This window comes from Georgenia daeguensis (assembly GCF_039537705.1).
Taxonomy (GTDB): domain Bacteria; phylum Actinomycetota; class Actinomycetes; order Actinomycetales; family Actinomycetaceae; genus Georgenia; species Georgenia daeguensis.
The window spans coordinates 70,582-88,428 of sequence record NZ_BAABBA010000010.1 but is presented as its reverse complement, the minus strand read 5'-3'; the positions used below and the strand labels follow the sequence as shown (position 1 = coordinate 88,428).

The window sequence follows — 17,847 nt, the reverse complement described above, 5'->3', positions numbered from 1 at the left end:
GGCTGCCGCCGCGTGGCCGGTCACCAGCGGGCGGCCGGAGGGCGGCGGCCCGGCGGAGGAGGGACGAGATGGCAGCGAGGCTGGACGTGCCGGGGCGCGCGGTCGTCGTCGGCGCCGACGGCTCCGGCCGGTCGCGCCGCGCCGTGGAGTGGGCGGCCGGCGAGGCGGAGCGGCGCGGTGCCCCGTTGCTCCTCGTGTGCGCCGTGGCGTGGCAGGTCATGGCCGAGGGTGGCGTGGCGCCGCCCAGCGAGGACGATCTGCTCGGCCCCGCGCGCCGGGTCGTGGAGGAGGAGCTCGGGCGGGTGCGGGCCACGCACCCGGGGGTCACCGTGACCGGCGCGGCCGTGTCCGGCAGGCCCGCCGTCGTCCTGGTCGAGGCGTCCGAGCGGGCAGGGCTCGTCGTCGTCGGCGCCGCCGGGCACCGGCCGGTCGCCGGGCCGCTCCTGGGCTCCGTCTCCCAGAAGGTCGTCGCACACGCGCACGGGCCGGTGGCCGTCGTGCGCGAGGAGGCGCCCGCGCAGATGACCGGCCCGGTCGTGGTCGGCGCCGACCCGTCGGACCCGCCGCTGGAGACCCTGCGGTTCGCCTTCGACGAGGCGAGGCGCCGTGGCGTGGGCGTCGTGGTGGTCTGCGCCACCGAGCGCGCGCGGACCACCCACTCCTACTCGCCGGTGGTGAGCGAGTTCTTCGCCGCGCAGGCGGAGGAGGACCTGGAGTCGCTCACCCGCACGGTGGACGAGATGGCCCTCGAACGAGGCGTCGACGCCGAGGTCCGCCGCCTGGCCGGTCACCCCGCCGACGCGCTGATCGAGGTCGCCGGGAACCGCAGTCTCGTCGTGGTCGGCAGCCGCGGGCACTTTGGCCTCACCGGCCTGCTGCTCGGCTCGGTGAGCCGCGAGGTGCTCCAGCGGGCGCCCGCGGTCGTCGTCGTGCGGGAGCGGCCCCGGGAGTGACGCACCCGCAGGGTGGGCCTTGCCCGGGGGCGCGGAGAGACGCGATCGGGCGGCCGCGACGGCGGAGGTGCCCGTTACCCGGGGAGTTGTCCCCATGCCCGGGGCTCGTGCGGGACCGGACCGCTCTGGCACGATTCCCACGACGACGTCGAGGGGGAGCCATGACCGATCTGCGGGTGGACGTGGGTGCGCTGCGTGACATCGGCGCGGACCTGAGCGTGGTCGCGGCCGAGTTCCGCGAGGCCAACGTGACCAGCGCCGGCATCGCCGCCGCCACCGGCCACGCCAGGCTCGAGGAGAGGGTCCGCTCCTTCGCCAGCGGCTGGGACGACACCCGCGAGGACATGGTCGGCGGGATCGAGTCGCTCGCCGAGGTCGCCACGGCGATCGCCGACGCGTTCACCCAGGTCGACGGCGACCTCGCGGCCGGGCTGTCCTCGGGCGGTGCGCGGTGACGCGCAGCTACGACTGGTCGGTCCTCGGTCTCTCCGCCGACCCGGTTCCCGGTGAGCCGGGCGTGGTCAGGGACGGCGGTCAGCAGTACGTCGAGGTCGCCGACGCGATCGGACGTGCCGCCGACCGTCTGCGCGGGCTCGAGCTCGGCGTCCACATCTCCGAGGCGGTCGACGCCCTGGCGGAGAACGCCACCCAGATCGCCGACAAGATCTCGCAGGCCCAGGGGCGCTACCGCGAGACGGGGGAGGCGCTGCTCGACTACGCGCCGATCCTCGCCCGCGCGCAGGAGGAGTCCGAGCTGGCGTGGCAGTCGGCCTCCACGGCGCGGGCGGCCGAGGAGGAGGCCTCCGCGCAGCGGACCTACTACCTCTCCCTCGCGGAGGGCGCCGACCCGGAGCAGCGGGTCCGGTACGAGAACCTCGCCGAGAGCGCGGCGGGCGACGCGGCCGGCGCGGCCCGCCAGCTCGACGCCGCCCGCGCCCAGGTCGACGACGCCGTCAGCATGCGCGACCGGGCCGCCGACTCCGCCGCCGACCGGATCGAGCACACCACGGGCGGGGACGGGCTCGACGACTCCTGGTGGGACGACTGGGGCGCCGACGTCCTCGCGGTCGTCACCGACGTCGCCGGCTGGGTCTCGACCGTCGCGGGCGTCCTCGCGATCGCCGTCGCGTGGATCCCCGTGGTCGGCCAGGCGCTCGCGGCGGCGCTGCTCGTCGTCGCCGGGGTCGCCGCGGTCGTCAACGCGATCGGCAACATCGTGCTCGCCTCGACCGGGGAACGCTCGTGGGTGGACGCCGGGATCTCGATCCTCGGCGCCGCGCTCTCCGTCGTCGGGCTGGGCGGCGCGGCACGCGTCCTCGGCAAGGTCGCCGCCGCCGGGCGCATCAACTCCCGTGCCGCCGTCCAGGCCGGCGCCAAGGGCGAGCGCCTCACCTACCGGCAGGCCGTCAACCTCAGCCCCGGCGACCTCGCCCGCTCCGAGCGGCTGTGGCGGCAGAGCGTCCCGGACCTCTCCCGCGGGGACGCGGTGTACCGGCTCCACGGCGGTGCGTCCGGCCGGACGGGTGCCTCGTGGTCGAGCGTCGACCCGCACACCCTGGCCAACCCGCGCCAGCAGCTCGGGCTGCCCGACGTCAACACCGCCGAGCGGCTCATCGTCGCCCGGCTCGACGACCCGGGCGCCGTCGTCCTCCAGCGTCACGCGCTCCCGCTCGACGGGATGCCCGGCGGCGCGCCGGAGTACATCCTCCCCGGCGGGGTGGACTCCCCGGCCCTGACCGAGCTCTCCGACACGGTGTTCCGGCTCCCGTGACCGCGGTCCGCGACCTTCCCTTCGCCCACCGGTTCACGCTCCACGGCGGCGGGCCGCACCTCGGACATGTCGACGTCGAGGCGGTGGCGCCGCTGACCGCGGACGGGGTGAGCACGTTCGTCCGCTACCGGGACGCCGTCGCCACCCGGTACGGCTACGTGGTCTCCCGGTGGGCGGTCGACCGGGAGGGAGCCGTCGAGGCGGAGGTGCTCCTCTACGCCGTCGACGGCGACGCCGACGGCTCCCCGCCCCGGCACCACCCGTCGGAGGACCGGCGCCTCCGCCAGATCGCCGAGCTCGCCGCGGCGACGGACCCGGCGGCCGCCCTGGTTCCGTCGGCGGCCACGTCGGCGGCCCCGTCGGCGGAGATCTGGGTCAGGGCCGACGGCGGCGGTCCGGTGCCCGCGGCGCTGGAGCCGTCGGACCGGCTCGACGGGGTCACACGGGTGCGGGTGCTCGGCGTCGGCGTCGTCCCGCAGGACACGGTCCTCCTGCTCGCCCGGCCCGGCCTGGCCGAGGAGGCCGCCGACGGGCCGGTGGACGCCGAGGTCCACGCCTGCACGTACCGTGACGAGGAGAAGGTTGCCGCCAAGGTGCGCTCCGGCCGCGGGCGCCCTGCCGCCCGGCTGACCTTCGGCACCCTCGAGCAGCTGACGGAAGGACCGGCCCGATGACCGACGAGCACACCAGCATCCCGGTCGAGCCGGCCGCGGACGTGGGGTCCGAGCGGCTCGCCGCCGCGCTCGCGGAGCGTGACATCCCCGCCGTCGGCCAGGCCCTGAGGCACGACTACGTCGTCGTCCCCGTCACCCGGGACCCCTCCGGCGCCAGCCAGATCGCCGTGTACGGGGCCGGCGAGCCGGGCGCGCCCGTCAGGTACGACCTCTACGTGTTCTCGTCGGCGAGCACCTTCGCCGCGTTCGTCGGGGACGCCCCGGCACGCGAGTTCGCCCTGCAGACCGGCTCCTCGCTGGGGCCCTTCCTCGAGCAGCACCGCGACGTCATCGGCCGCGTGGTCTTCGACCCGGCCGGGCCGCACGCGGTCCAGGCCGCCGTGGAGGACGTCCTCGCGGTGCTCGAGCCGCAGGTGACCGACGACGACGTCGCCTGGGTCGCCGGGGCGCCGGAGACGGGCGGCGGGGACGGCGGCTCCGGCAGGGCCACCGCGGCCGCTGGGGACGCGGCGGCCGGCCGCCGAGGCTCCGCCGGCGCGGCCGGGGACCGGGCCGTGGGTCTCGACCTCGCCCTGTCGAAGGACTGGGCCGTCATCGACCTCACCGACCAGGCCACGATCGAGCGGCAGGCGGCGCAGCTCGTCGCCGACCAGCTCAAGGGCCTCCCGCCGAGCCCGGTGCTGCGCGCGGAGATGACCCGGTGGCTCACGTCCTCCGGCCAGGTGGCCGCCGCCGGCCGGGGCCGGTTCATGGCGTTCTTCCTGCGGCGCAACGAGGAGGCCGCCGTCGCGCTCACGGTGACCATGTACTGGCACGAGCTCGGGCCCGAGATCGGCGGCCGCAGCCACCTCGACGCCATGACCGACAGGATCCGCTCGCGGATGGCCGAGGGTGAGGAGCTCGTCGGCGCCACCTCCACCGCGGGCCCGTTCGTCCGGCACACCCGGACGACGTCGGGGGCCAAGGAGGTCGGGGGAGAGGGCATCACGCTCCTGGTGACCGACTACTGGCTGCTCTTCCCCGACCGGCGCGGCCTCTGCCTGCTCAGCTTCTCGAGCCCCCACGTGGAGCTGCGCGAGCAGATCCAGCTGCTCGCGGACAACATCGTGCTCGCCGGCTCGTGGGTGATGGAGTCGGCCGCAGCTTGATGCAGCTGATGCATCTGACGCAGGGGTGAAGCAGCCTGACGCAGTCTGACAGCCTGACGAGATCGCTGATGTGGTCGCTCCCAGCGACCACATCGGCAAGCTCGCCCGCACCAGCTGGCACCGGGGGGCGGGCCCGGCCCTCCTGACCAGGCGCCGCCCCTCCGGGGCGTCAGCCCGGACCCTGGCGACGATCCGTGGTGACTCAAACGGTTGGTGTTCGTGCCCGCCCCGGACCGCCGTCCCGCCATGTCGGCGGTGCCACCTACGCTGGGAAACGTGGCCCGCCGCCCCGCTCTCGCGACGCTCCGCACCTGGACCGACCTGCCGGGTGAGGAGGAGATCCTGCTCGCCGTCGGGGCGCCCGCCTTCGCCCGGGGCCTCGCCTACGCCAAGGGCGGCAAGGTCACCTGGCTGACGTCGGACCCCGAGCGCCGGGTCCTCTACGCGGAGGTCCAGGGCACCGAGCCCACGCCGTACCAGACCCTGGTCCAGGTCGGCGTCCCGGGCGGGAAGCGGCTGAGCACCGGCCGCTGCACGTGCCCCGTGGCCCTGGACTGCAAGCACGTGGCTGCCGTGCTGGTGGCGGCGCGCGACGAGCTCACGCCGCTGAGCCGGAAGGCGCACGCCTGGGAGCGCCTGCTCGCCGACGTCGTCGAGGACGAGCGCACCGACGGCGGCGAGGTGCCGATCGGTCTGCAGTTCGAGCCCGTCGTCGAGACCGGCTGGCGCGGCCGCGCCGACACCCCGTGCATCAGGATCCGCCCGGTGGTCCCCGGCAAGAAGAGCCCCTGGGTGCGCTCCGGCATCGGGTGGCGCGACCTGAGCTTCCGGTGGGGCGCCCACGGCCGCGTCGAGGCCCACCGCGAGGCGCTGCACGCGATCTACATGGCGCACCAGCCCTCCGCCTACGCCTACAACGACACCGCCCTCTTCCTCGACGAGTTCGGCCCCGCCCTGTGGCCGCTGCTGCGCGCCGCCGTCGACGCCGGCGTGCCCCTCGTCCACGCCACCCTCTCCGCCGGAGCGGTGGTCCTCGCCGACGCGCCGGCCACCGTCTCCCTCGACCTCGCCCGGGACGAGGACGGCACGCTGCGGGCGACGCCCGCCGTCGCCGTCCCAGGCCACGAGCCGCCCGACGGCGGCAGCGGCGTCTCCATCGTCGGCCGGCCGGGCCACGGGGTGGTTCTGGATCTCGCGCCGCACCTCTCGCGCGGCGGCCGCGGCGCACCGGGCGGCTCCGCCGTCGGCCTCGTGCTGGCGCCCCTGGCGAGGCCGCTGACCACCAAGGCCTCGAACCTCCTCGCCGCGGGCGAGCTGGAGGTGCCGGAGGAGGACGTCGACCGCTTCCTCGCCGAGTACTACCCGACGCTGAGCCGGCTCGTCACGGTGCGCTCCTCCGACGGCTCAGTGGCGCTGCCGACGGTCGCGGCGCCGCGGCTCGGCCTGACGCTGAGCTACGAACCGGACCACCACCTCTCCCTGGACTGGGCCTTCCTCTACGACGTCGGCGGCACCACCCGCCGGGTCCCGCTCGACGCCGGCCGCGGGCCGGGACGCGACCGCTCGGCCGAGCAGCGGCTGCTGCGCGAGGTGCAGCTGCCGGCGTCCTTGCAGGCCGGGGGCGGGCTGCCCGGCCCTGCCGGGAGCGTGCGGGTGCGCGGGCTCGACGCCGCGCTCTTCGTCGAGGAGACGCTGCCGGGGCTGGTCGAGCAGGGCGTCGAGATCGACGTGGTCGGGACGCCGGTGGAGTACCGGCGCTCCGACTCGGCCCCCGTCATCCGGGTCTCGGCCACCGACGCCGTGGAGGGGGACTGGTTCGACCTCGGTGTCACGGTCGAGATCGACGGCGAGCGCGTGCCGTTCGAGAGCCTCTTCGTCGCGCTCGTGCGGGGCGACAGCCACCTGATCCTGCCCTCGGGCACGTACTTCGGCCTCGACCGGCCCGAGCTCGACCAGCTGCGCCGGCTCATCGAGGAGGCCACCGAGCTCCAGGACCGCCCGCCCGGCAGTTTGCGGCTGACGAGCTACCAGGCCGGGCTGTGGGAGGAGCTGGCGGCGATCGGCGTCGTCGAGGAGCAGAGCGAGCGCTGGACCCGCTCGGTCGGCCGGCTGCTGGCCGGCGAGGGCGCCGACCCGCCCGCCGTGCCCGCCGGGCTGCGCGCCACGCTGCGCCCGTACCAGGCCGAGGGGTTCCGGTGGCTGAGCTACCTCTGGGACGCCGGGCTCGGCGGGATCCTCGCCGACGACATGGGCCTGGGCAAGACCGTCCAGACCCTCGCCACCCTCCTGCGCGCCAAGGAGAACGGCACGCTCACCGCCCCGGCGCTCGTCGTCGCACCCACCTCGGTCGTCGCCGGCTGGACGGAGGAGGCCGCCCGGTTCGCGCCGGACCTGCGCGTGGTCGCCGTGACCGAGACCGAGAAGAAGTCCGGCCGGAAGCTCGCCGACGACGTCGCCGACGCGGACCTGGTCGTCTCCTCCTACGCCCTCTTCCGGATCGACGAGGCCGCCTACCGGGGCCTGGGGTGGAGCGGGCTGATCCTCGACGAGGCGCAGTTCGTGAAGAACCACCAGGCCAAGACGTATCAGTGCGCGCGGCGGTTGCGCGCCCCGTTCAAGCTCGCGATCACCGGCACCCCGCTCGAGAACAGCCTCATGGACCTGTGGGCGCTGCTCTCGATCGTCGCGCCCGGGATGTTCCCCGACCCCAAGGTGTTCGCCGAGCTGTACCGCAAGCCGATCGAGCGCGGCACCCGGCCCGAGCTGCTGGAGACGCTCCGCCGCCGGATCCGGCCCTTCATCCGCCGTCGCACCAAGGAGCAGGTGGCCACTGACCTCCCGGCCAAGCAGGAGCAGGTGCTGCACGTCCAGCTCAACCCGAGGCACCGCAAGGTCTACGACACCCACCTCCAGCGCGAGCGGCGCAAGGTGCTCAGCCTGCTCGACGACGTCGAGAAGAACCGCTTCACGATCCTGCGCTCGCTCACCCTCCTGCGCCAGCTCAGCCTCGACGCCTCGCTCGTCGACGAGCAGTACGCGAAGGTGCCCTCCTCCAAGGCCGACGTGTTCATGGAGCAGCTGGAGGAGGTCGTCGCGGGCGGCCACCGGGCGCTGGTCTTCTCCCAGTTCACCGGGTTCCTCGCCACGGTCCAGGACCGGCTGGACGCCGAGGGCATCGACTACTGCTACCTCGACGGCCGCACCCGCAACCGCGCGCGGCGCATCGCTGAGTTCAAGGCCGGTGCCGCGCCGGTGTTCCTCATCAGCCTCAAGGCGGGCGGGTTCGGTCTCAACCTCACCGAGGCCGACTACTGCTTCATCCTCGACCCCTGGTGGAACCCCGCCGCCGAGGCGCAAGCCGTGGACCGCACGCACCGCATCGGGCAGGACAAGCACGTCATGGTCTACCGGCTGGTCGCGGAGAACACGATCGAGGAGAAGGTCCTCGCCCTGCAGGCGCGCAAGCGCGACCTGTTCGACAAGGTCATCGACGAGGGCGGGGCGCTGTCCGCGCCGCTGAGCGCGGGCGACATCCGGGAGCTGCTCGAGGTGTAGCTGCTGCTCGGGGCGTAGGGGCCGCCCGGCCGGGTGGGCAGGTCCTCAGTGCGAGGCGCGCACCTGCCGTACCGCGGTGGCAGCCCCCGTCGTCGTCAGCGCCCATGCCACGAGCAGAGGTTGGAACACCAGCCGGACCGCCCGCTTCACGTCGGAGTCGAGTCCGAAGGCGTCACGCCGCTCGACGAGCTGCGCGATGTTGCCCGGGAAGATGGCGACGAAGAAGGCAGCGGCCGCCGCGCCCACCAGTCCCCGTGCCGGCTGGCGCCACACAGTGGCGAGGGCGGTGCCCAGGCCCAGCTCCACCACCCCCGACCCGACCACCACGAGGTCGGGATCCACGGGCACCCACGACGGCACCTGGGCCCGGAACTCCTGACGTAGCGCCGTCAGGTGGGCGCTCCCCGCGGTGAGCAGGACGCCGCCGAGCGCCACCTGCCCGAGGGTGCGCAGCCCGCTGCGCGACAGAACCCTCATGCCGTCCTCCTAGATCGCGTCGGCGCCCGGGCAGGACCGGTCCGACAGGCACCAGTCCGGCGAGCATAGGTGCGAGGCTGTCGGTGGGCGGTTTCGATCGGGATACGGCATTCCGCACTAGATACATAGTGACACAGCACTACAAGAGTAGTAGCGTCTTCGTCATGAGGATCACCATCGTCGGTGGCGGCATCGCCGGCCTTGCGCTGGCCGCCCGGCTCGACCCCGACCGGTTCGACGTCACGATCCACGAGCGGCGGGCCGGGCTGCCGCCCACCGGCACGGTGCTCGGGATGTGGCCGGCCGCGCAGCGTGCGCTCGACGCGGTGGGCATCCTCGGTGCCGTGCGGGCCGTGAGCCCGGTGATCACGGCGCTGCCCGTCCAGGACCACCGGGGCCACGTGTGGGCCACCCCGAGCGCCGAGAACCTGATGGGCGTCTCGCGCGGGGACCTCCTGGGCCTCCTCGACGGCGCGGTGCAGGAGTCGGTGCGCCGCGTGACCGGGCGGGTCGGGGACGTCCGGGAGGTCCGCGCGGATCTGGTCGTCGGCGCCGACGGCGTCCACAGCGTCGTCCGCCGCGCCGTCTGGGGCGAGGGAACTGCCGCCCGGCTGACCCCCTACCTGGCGGTGCGCGGCGTGATCGCCGACCCGGTCTGGCGGGACGGCACTGGCGAGTACTGGGGCAGGGGGGACCTCTTCGGCATCGGCCCCTCCCGGACCGGCACCAACTGGTACGCGTCGTTCCGCTCCGACCTCGGGCCGGCCGAGGTGGACGTCGCGGCCGCGCTCGACGTCGCCCGCGCGCGTTACGCCGACGGTGCCCCCGCCGTGCGCCGCGTGCTCGCCGCCGCCACGCCCGTGACCAGCCTCGCCCAGCGCATCTGGACCACCCCACCCCTGCGCCGCTACGTCAAGGACGGCGTGGTTCTCGTGGGGGACGCCGCGCACGCGATGACGCCCAACCTCGGCCGCGGAGCCTGCGAGTCGCTCGTGGATGCGGTCACCCTGGCCGAGCTCCTCAACACGCGGCCGACGGGCGACGCGCTCGCGGCCTACGAGCGTCGGCGCGTCGCCCGGACCCAGGCGCTGCGGGCCGCCTCGGCCGCGGTGATGCGCCTCGCCCTGGCCGAGCGGGGGCAGCCCCTGCGGGACCGAGCCCTCGGGCTCGTCGGCCGCGCCGGTCTCGGACGGACAGAGGCTGCCCGTGATGCCGCGTTGAGGTAGCGGCGGCCGCTCGCTACCGCACCAGCCCGCGCAGCACCGTCCCGACGGCGAAGTCGAACTCCCGCTCGACGTCGGACCAGTCCCGGTCGACCGCCCGCGCCAGGAACGGGAAGTCGCCGGCCCGGGCGCCCGCGAGGTGGCCCAGCAGCTCCTCGGTGCCGCCGTCCCCCGCCGGCTGGACGCTCCGGAGCAGCGCCGCGTACCGGCCGACGACGGCCTCGAGGAGCAGGGCGGCGCTCATGGGGTCGTCGAGCCCGGGCGCGTCAGCCAGGGCGCCGAGCAGGCGGTCGAGCCAGGCGAGCGGGTTGGGCGTCCGGGGCATCCCGCTCGGCTCCACGTCGCTCAGCCACGGGTGGCGCCGGTGCGTGGCGAGCAGCTCCTGGCTCCAGCGCCGCACCGCCGCCGCCCAGTCGCCGGCCGGCAGGGCGGGGGGCGGCCCGGTCGCGTGGTCGACGGCGATCTCGACCAGCGTGCGCTTGCTGTCGACGTAGCGGTACAGGCCCGTGGTGGCGATCCCGAGCCGGCCCGCGACCGACTGGAGGGAGAGGGCCGCCAGGCCGGCGTCGTCGGCGACGGCGACCGCCGCCTCGGCGACGCCGGCCACCGAGAGCCGGGGCCGGGGTCCGCGGCGCGGCGCGCGACCCGCCCACAGCTCGGCGATGGCGTCCGGGAGGCCCTCTTGACTGCGCATGTCGTTCACAATAACGTCTCTTCTTGTAACTGCGAATGACAGTCACAGATAGGATCGACGACCATGGCCCACGTCGCACTCGTCACCGGCGGCTCCTCGGGCATCGGCCGCGCCACGGCGCTGGCCCTCCACGCCCGCGGCACCACCGTCTACGCCGCGGCCCGCGGCGTGGACCGGATGGCCGACCTCGAGCGGCGGGGGATCAACGTCCTCGCCCTCGACGTCACCGACGACGACAGCCTTCGGGCCGCCGTCGGGACCGTCCTGGCGGAGCAGTCACGCATCGACGTCCTGGTGAACTCCGCCGGCTATGGCGCGTTCGGGTCGATCGAGGAGACGCCGCTCGACGTGGCCCGCGAGCAGTTCCAGGTCAACCTCTTCGGCCTCGCGCGCCTGACGCAGCTCGTGCTGCCGACGATGCGCGCACAAGGGTCGGGGCGGATCGTCAACATCTCCTCCCTCGCCGGTCTCTTCGCCTCGCCGCTCGGCGGGTGGTACTCCGCCTCGAAGTTCGCGCTCGAGGCGATGTCGGACAGCCTGCGCGTCGAGGTCGTGCAGTTCGGGATCGACGTCGTGCTGGTCGAGCCGGGCCCCGTGCGGACCGCCTGGCACGCGCGGGCCGACGTCGGGCTCAGGCACGTGTCGTCGTCGGGCCCCTACGCCGCGCTCGCCCGCGGCGTCTCGAAGGTCATCACGGGCTTCGACGACGAGTCGATCACCTCCGACGCGGAGGACGTCGCCGCGGTGGTCGTGACGGCGGCGACGGCGGACCGGCCGCGCCCTCGGTACCTCGTGGGCCGTGGCGCGCATCTCGCGGTCGCCTTCCGCCGGATCCTTCCCGACCGCGCCTGGGACAGGGCCGTGCTCCGCCGGCACGCGACGGCGGGATGAGCGTGCCCGGGCCCGGCGACCGCCAGTGCGGGGTCATGACTGGTGGGTGCGTCTTGCGAGGTCCCCCCTGGTGGTGGCGCCCCCTCGGACACTCGGACAGACCGGCAGGCAACGGTGGCTCCGTTGCCACGCCGGTCGTCCACCTCCAGGCACGCGGTGGCGCCCAGCAGCACTCGTCCCGGACGAAACACGTCCGGGACGCGGGGCCGTGGGGTAGGAAGAAGGCATGCCGCGCCTCTTCCCGCCCGACCCCGACTTCCCTGACGGGTTCCACGGCGAGCGTGCTGTGTGGGAGGCGTTGCGCGACCAGCTGCCCGACGAGGCGGTCCTCTTCCGCTCGATCCCCCTGATCGAGGGCGCGAAGGAGCGCGAGATCGACCTGCTCGTCGCCTGGCCGGGGGCAGGGATCGCCGTGATCGAGGTCAAGGGAGGCAACGTCTGGAAGGACGACGCCGGAGCCTGGCACGTCTCCTCGGGCGGCGGCGAGCGGCGCATCGAGGACCCGGCCGAGCAGGTGCAGGACGCCCGCCACCTGCTGCAGAGCTACCTGCGCCGGCGCGGCAGCGGCCCCGCCGCCGTCGCGAGCTCCCGCACGGCGCACCTGGTCGCGCTGCCCTTCACGGAGGTGCCCCAGGACTGGTCGGCGCCGAACCTGGCACGGACCATGGTCGTCGACCGGCACGAGCTCGGGCACGTCGCGGCACGCGTGCTGCACGCCATCGACGCGCACGGCGCGGGCCACAAGCCGCTGTCCGCCGTCGAGGCGCAGATCCTGGTCGACGTCGTCGCGTCCTCCCTGCCGCGGCAGGTCGACTCCATCGCCCGGGCCGCCGAGCAGCGCGCCGTCGTCGAGCAGCTCACCCGCGACCAGGCGCACCTCCTCACCCAGTTCCTCAGCCACCAGAGCCGCGCGCGCGTGATCGGCGGCGCCGGCACGGGCAAGACCTGGGTCGCGACCGCACAGGCCCGACGGCTCGCGCGCAGCGGCAGGCGCGTCGCGCTGGTCTGCTACAGCCGCGGGCTCGGCCGCTTCTTCGAGCGGCTCGTCGCGACCTGGCCGGCCCGGGACCGGCCAGCGTACGTCGGTCTCTTCCACGACCTTCCCATCCGGTGGGGTGCGGAGCCGGGCGCCGACGACGACTCCGACTACTGGGAGCGCCGCCTTCCCGAGCAGCTCGGCACCCTCGCGGCCACGCGACCGGCGGGCGAGCTGTTCGACGCCGTCGTCGTCGACGAGGCGCAGGACTTCTCCGACATCTGGTGGCCCAACCTCCTGCAGTGCCTGCGCGACCCGGAGCGCGGGGGTCTCTACGTCTTCCTCGACGACGGGCAGCGCGTCTTTCCGCGCAACGGTCACGACCCGATCGAGCTGCCCCCGTTCCAGCTCGAGGAGAACCTGCGCAACACCAAGCAGATCGCCCAGCTCATCGGGAGCATGTCCCAGGTCGCCATGCGCCCGCGGGGCGCGCCCGGGGAGCCGGTCCGGGTGGTCGACGTCGTTCCGGAGGAGGCCGTGGAGGTGGCGGACGACGCCGTCGAGGCGCTCCTCGGCGAGGGCTGGGACCCCGGGCACGTCGCGCTGCTGACGACTGGGCGGCGGCATCCCGAGCAGCGCCACAGCGTCGAGCTCGCCGGGTACCAGGAGTACTGGGACGACTTCCTGGCCGGCGAGGACGTCTTCTACGGGCACGTCCTCGGCTTCAAGGGTCTCGAACGCCCGGTCGTCGTCCTGTGCGTCAACGGCTTCCGGGACCTGGAGCGGGCCCGCGAGATCCTCTACACCGGGCTGTCCCGCGCCAGCTCGCTGCTCGTCGTCGTCGGCCCGCGGGCGCTGGTCGAGGAGATCGGTGGGGAAGGGGCGCGACGGCGTCTTGCCGGCGCGCAGCAGTGGACGGTGACCGCGGACGTCCCTTGACGGTCGCCCGCCCCTGCCGAGCTCTAGAGCAGCTCGGCGCGCAGCTGCTCCGGCGACCTCGCGGACAGCAGGCCCGGCGGGACGTCGAACACCGTCTTGGCACCCACCTGCCCCTGGGCGTTGAGCCGGTGCACCGCCCGGGCGAACGCGACCAGCACGCTCGCGGTGAACTCGGGGTTGCTCTCCAGCTGCAGCCGGTACTCCACGACCTGCGCGTGCCCGCCCCCGGTGTTCCCGGAGCGGATGACGAAGCCGCCGTGCGGCATCGCGCCATGGTCCCGGCGGAGCTCCACGGCGCTGATGAAGTGCACCTCGGTGTCGTAGTCGGCGAAGTAGTGGGGCATCGTCACGATGGCCTTCTCCACCTCGGCGGCGTCGGCGCCCTCCTCGAGGACGACGTAGCACTCGCGTCGGTGCTTCTCCCGCGTGCTCAGCTCGGGCCGCCGCCCGCTCCGGACGGCGTCGATCGCCTCCTGGGAGGGGACGGTGTACTGCACGCCGGCGGCCACGCCGGGCACCCGGCGGACGGCGTCGGAATGGCCCTGGCTCAGGCCCTTGCCCCAGAACGTGTACGTCTCGCCGTCCGGCAGCAGGGCCTCCCCGTACAGCCGGTTGAGGGAGAACATGCCGGGGTCCCAGCCGGTCGAGATCAGCGCCGTCCGGCCGCCCGCCCGCGCCGGCGCGTCGACCGCCGCGAAGTACTCCGGGATGCGGGCGTGGGTGTCGAAGCTGTCGACGGTGTTGAAGTGCGCGGCCAGCGCCGGCCCCTGCTCGGGCAGGTCGTCCTTCGACCCGCCGCACAGGATCAGCACGTCGACGTCGTCGCGGCGATCGGTCAAGGCGTCGACAGGCAGGATCGGCGTGCTCTTCTCCGGCGCGTCGATGTCCGCGGGGGCCCGGCGGGTGAAGATGCCCACGAGCTCCATGTCCGGGTTCTGCGGCACCGCGAGGGCGACGCCGCGCCCGAGGTTGCCGTACCCGACGATGCCGATGCGGATCTTCTCGCCCATCCTGTCGTTGCCTTCCTGTCGCGTCCGATGTTCTTCCGAGACCGTATGCCGAGCGTCGGAGTCGTGTCCGGGGTGACCGCCTACCGGCCCGATGTCAGTGCGCCGTCATAGGGTGGCGGCAGACCAGCCCGGGGGAGGACGCCAGTGCTGCACCTGCACCGTTCGGAGCGTGCCGACGCGCTCGTGCCGCCGCTCGCAGCCCTGCTCGCCGACCCGCCGGAGGACCCCTTCGCGCCCGACGTCGTCGCCGTGCCGACCCGCGGTGTCGAGCGCTGGCTCGCCCAGCGCCTCTCCCACCATCTCGGCGCCGGGCCCGACGGCGAACCGGGCGTGTGCGCGAACGTCACCTTCGGCTCCCCGCACCGCCTCGTTGCCGACGTCCTCACCGCGAGCCTCGGTCTCAGCGCCGACGACGACCCCTGGCAGCCCGAGCGCCTCACCTGGCCGCTGCTCGAGGTGGTCGACGCCGTCCTCGGCGAGACCTGGGCCGCGCCGCTGGCCCGGTACCTGGGCGCGGACGACGACGAGATCCGCCGCGGCCGCCGGCTCGGCCTGGCCCGCCACGTCGCCCGGCTGTTCGCCGCCTACGCCTCGCAGCGCCCGGACGTGATTGACGCCTGGGCGCGCGGGCTGGACGAGGACGGCGCCGGCGCCCCCGTGCCCGACGACCTCGCCTGGCAGCCCGAGCTCTGGCGCCGCCTGCGCGACCACGTCGGCGTCTCGAGCCCGGGGGAGCAGCTCCCCGAGGCGCTGCGCACGATCACCGAGCGTCCCGAGGTCGTCGACCTGCCCGACCGGCTCTCCGTCTTCGGGCCCACCCGCCTGCCCGAGGATCAGCTCCGTGTCCTCACCGCCCTGGCGGAGCACCGCGACGTGCACCTCTGGCTCCCGCACCCCTCGCCCGTGCTGTGGGACCGGGTCGCCGCGGCCGGGACCACGCCCCGCCGGCGCAGCGCCCAGCCCGCCGCCGCTGAGCACCCCATGCTGGCCTCGATGGCGCGGGACGCCGTCGAGCTCCAGCGCCGACTCGGCGCCTCCTCCTCCGCCGCCCACCACCCGGCCCCGGCCCCCGCGGGCACGCTGCTCGGCGCGCTGCAGCAGCGCCTGCGCGAGGACGCCCCCGAACCGCCGCGCCACGCCCTCGCACCGGCCGACCGCACCGTTCAGGTCCACGCCTGCCACGGGCGCACCCGCCAGGTCGAGGTGCTCCGGGAGGTCCTCGCCGGCCTGTTCGCCGACGACCCGACCCTCGAGCCCCGCGACGTCATCGTCATGTGCCCGGACATCGAGTCGATCGCTCCGACGGTCGCGGCCACGTTCGGGCTCGTCGCCGACGACGCGGACCACCGCCACCAGGTCCACCCCGGCCAGTCCCTGCGCGTGCGCCTGGCCGACCGCTCGCCCGGCCGCACCAACCCCGTGCTCGGCGTGCTCAGCTCACTGCTCGCCCTGGCCGACGGCCGCGTCACCGCCTCGGAGGTGCTCGACCTCGCCGCCTCCGAGCCGGTCCGCCGCCGCTTCCGCCTGAACGACGACGACCTCGACCGCATCCGCGACTGGTCGGTGGCCGCCGGCGTCCACTGGGGCGAGGACCTCGGCCGCCGCGCCCGCTTCGGGCTGCCGCAGCTGCGCCAGGGCACCTGGGACCTCGCCCTGGACCGCATCCTGCTCGGCGCCGCGATGGCGGAGGAGGACTACCGCTACGTCGGCCCCGCCCTGCCGATGGACGACGTCGACTCCACCGACATCGACCTCGCCGGCCGCCTCGCCGAGCTCGTCTCCCGCCTCACCGACGTCCTCGCCACCCTCGACGGCACCCACCCGCTCGGCCACTGGGTCGACGCCCTCGACCGCGCGCTGACCCTCCTCGCCGACACCACCCCCACCGACTCCTGGCAGCTCGTCCAGGCGCGGTGGGTCCTCGGCGACGTCCGCGACTCCGGCGATGACCACGAGCAGGTCCCGCTGCGGCTGGCCGACGTCCGCGCGCTCCTCGCCGACCGGCTGGAGGGCCGGCCCACCCGCGCCGGCTTCCGCACCGGGGCGCTGACCATGTGCTCCATGGAGCCGATGCGCGCCGTCCCGCACCGGGTGGTCTGCCTCCTCGGGGTCGACGACGGCGTCTTCCCCCGCGGCAGCTCCGCCGACGGCGACAACCTCCTGCTGCGCGACCCGTGCCTGGGCGAGCGCGACCGCCGCAGCGAGGACCGTCAGCTCTTCCTCGACGCCGTCACCGCCGCCTCCGACCACCTCGTCGTCCTCTACTCCGGCGCCGACGAGCGCACCGGTGCCGCCCGGCCGCCCGCCGTGCCCGTCGGGGAGCTGCTCGACGCCCTCGATGCCGCCGCCGCGACCGCCGACGGCCGCCCCGTGCGCGAGCACGTCCTGGTCCACCACCCGCTCCAGGTGGTCGACGAGCGCAACTTCACCCCCGGGGCGCTCGGCACCCCGGGCCCGTTCAGCTTCGACGCCGTGGCGCACCGGGCCGCGCTGGCGGGCCGGGGACAGCGTGCGTCGGCGACGGCGTTCCTCACCGAGCCGCTCCCGGCCCTGGAGGCCCCGCTCGGGATCGATCTCGACGACCTCGTCACCATGCTCGAGCACCCCGTGAAGTGGTTCCTGCGCCGGCGCCTCCAGCTCTCCCTGGCCGGGGAGATCGAGGACGTCGAGGACCGCCTGCCGCTCAGCCTGGACGGGCTGGGCACCTGGCAGATCGGCGACCGGCTGCTCGCCGCCCGCCTCGCCGGCGTCGACCACCGCCAGGCGGTCAACGCCGAGTGGCGCCGTGGCGAGGTCCCGCCCAAGGAGCTCGGCCGCGCCACCCTCCTCGACGTCGACACCCGGGTCGCCCCGATCGCCGACGCCGCCGCGAGCTACGCCCTCGGCCCCGCGACCGCGGTCGACCTCACCGTCCGGCTCGCGTCCGGCACCACCCTCACCGGCACCGTGCCCGGCGTGCACGGCACCACGGTGGTCCGCACCGTCTTCTCCCGGCTCGGCCCGAAGCACCGGCTGCGCGCCTGGGTGCAGGCGCTCGCGCTCGCGGCCGGCCGCCCGGGGCCCGACTGGTCCGCGGTCACCATCGGGCGGCCCAAGCACAACCGCCCCGGCGCCGTCGTCTCCAAGATCGCCGCACCGTCCCAGCAGGAGGCGCGCGAGCTCCTCGACCAGCTCGTGCACCTGCGGGGCCTCGCCGCCCGCGAGCCGCTGCCCATGCCCGTCCCCGTCTCCTGCTCCTACGCCAACAGCCGCTACGGCGGGGACTCCGAGGCGATGGCCCTGGAGAACGCCACCCGCGAGTGGAACGGCGGCTTCGACCGGGACGACGAGCACCACGTCATCTGCTGGGGCGAGGGCGCCGCGCTCGCCGACATCCTCGGCACACCCACCGAGGCCGAGCAGGCCTGGTGGCCCGAGGACCGTACCCGCCTGGGCGTCCTCGCCCGCCGGGTGTGGGAGCCCCTGCTCGCCCACGAGGAGACGGAGATCCCGTGACCGGAGCCCCCCTGACAGGCGCGAGACGGCAACTCCTCGGC

The 17,847-nt window shown here is 74.8% G+C and carries 13 protein-coding genes; 10 read left to right on the top strand and 3 right to left on the bottom strand.

Going from position 1 to position 17,847, the window contains the following annotated elements:
• Positions 1-68 precede the first annotated feature (68 nt).
• From ABD774_RS11550 to ABD774_RS11525, 6 genes are all read left to right on the top strand, one after another.
• Positions 69-953, top strand: a complete 885-nt coding sequence (locus ABD774_RS11550; RefSeq protein WP_345041208.1) for a universal stress protein — start codon at positions 69-71, stop codon at positions 951-953.
• Positions 954-1,114: 161 nt separating this feature from the next.
• Complete coding sequence (locus ABD774_RS11545; RefSeq protein ID WP_345041206.1) at positions 1,115-1,408, top strand: hypothetical protein; 294 nt, start codon at positions 1,115-1,117, stop codon at positions 1,406-1,408.
• Positions 1,405-2,724 (top strand): hypothetical protein, encoded by a 1,320-nt coding sequence (locus tag ABD774_RS11540; RefSeq protein WP_345041204.1) that lies wholly within the window; start codon positions 1,405-1,407, stop codon positions 2,722-2,724. Before ABD774_RS11545 ends, ABD774_RS11540 begins: the two co-directional genes overlap by 4 nt.
• Positions 2,721-3,398, top strand: a complete 678-nt coding sequence (locus ABD774_RS11535) for a hypothetical protein (protein WP_345041201.1) — start codon at positions 2,721-2,723, stop codon at positions 3,396-3,398. The genes ABD774_RS11540 and ABD774_RS11535 overlap by 4 nt, the downstream gene beginning before the upstream one ends.
• On the top strand, positions 3,395-4,546 hold the full coding sequence (locus ABD774_RS11530) for a hypothetical protein (RefSeq protein WP_345041199.1): 1,152 nt from the start codon (positions 3,395-3,397) through the stop codon (positions 4,544-4,546). The genes ABD774_RS11535 and ABD774_RS11530 overlap by 4 nt, the downstream gene beginning before the upstream one ends.
• A 276-nt stretch (positions 4,547-4,822) precedes the next feature.
• Entirely contained in the window at positions 4,823-8,101 is a 3,279-nt protein-coding gene (locus ABD774_RS11525) for a DEAD/DEAH box helicase (RefSeq protein WP_345041196.1), read from the top strand.
• Positions 8,102-8,146: 45 nt separating this feature from the next.
• On the opposite strand, the gene ABD774_RS11520 is transcribed toward ABD774_RS11525, so the two are convergent.
• Positions 8,147-8,578, bottom strand: a complete 432-nt coding sequence (locus ABD774_RS11520; protein WP_345041194.1) for a DoxX family protein — start codon at positions 8,576-8,578, stop codon at positions 8,147-8,149.
• Positions 8,579-8,742: 164 nt separating this feature from the next.
• Between ABD774_RS11520 and ABD774_RS11515 the strand changes: the two genes are divergently transcribed.
• The gene (locus ABD774_RS11515; RefSeq protein ID WP_345041192.1) at positions 8,743-9,804 is read left to right on the top strand and encodes an FAD-dependent monooxygenase; all 1,062 of its coding nucleotides are present in this window, start codon (positions 8,743-8,745) and stop codon (positions 9,802-9,804) included.
• A 13-nt stretch (positions 9,805-9,817) separates the two neighbouring features.
• Here the strand turns inward: ABD774_RS11515 and ABD774_RS11510 are convergent, their stop codons facing one another.
• A complete protein-coding gene (locus ABD774_RS11510; protein ID WP_345041190.1) occupies positions 9,818-10,495 on the bottom strand; it encodes a TetR/AcrR family transcriptional regulator in 678 nt (225 codons plus the stop codon).
• A gap of 63 nt (positions 10,496-10,558) precedes the next feature.
• Between ABD774_RS11510 and ABD774_RS11505 the strand changes: the two genes are divergently transcribed.
• On the top strand, positions 10,559-11,386 hold the full coding sequence (locus ABD774_RS11505) for an oxidoreductase (RefSeq protein WP_345041188.1): 828 nt from the start codon (positions 10,559-10,561) through the stop codon (positions 11,384-11,386).
• Positions 11,387-11,612: 226 nt separating this feature from the next.
• A complete protein-coding gene (locus ABD774_RS11500; RefSeq protein WP_345041186.1) occupies positions 11,613-13,301 on the top strand; it encodes a nuclease-related domain-containing DEAD/DEAH box helicase in 1,689 nt (562 codons plus the stop codon).
• Between the two features lie 23 nt (positions 13,302-13,324).
• Here ABD774_RS11500 and ABD774_RS11495 read toward each other — a convergent pair whose 3' ends face one another.
• The gene (locus ABD774_RS11495) at positions 13,325-14,311 is read right to left on the bottom strand and encodes a diaminopimelate dehydrogenase (RefSeq protein ID WP_345041184.1); all 987 of its coding nucleotides are present in this window, start codon (positions 14,309-14,311) and stop codon (positions 13,325-13,327) included.
• A 144-nt stretch (positions 14,312-14,455) separates the two neighbouring features.
• On the opposite strand from ABD774_RS11495, the gene recC reads away from it, so the two are divergent.
• Positions 14,456-17,806, top strand: coding sequence for an exodeoxyribonuclease V subunit gamma (gene recC, locus ABD774_RS11490; RefSeq protein ID WP_345041181.1), 3,351 nt, complete (start codon positions 14,456-14,458; stop codon positions 17,804-17,806).
• Positions 17,807-17,847: the final 41 nt, after the last annotated feature.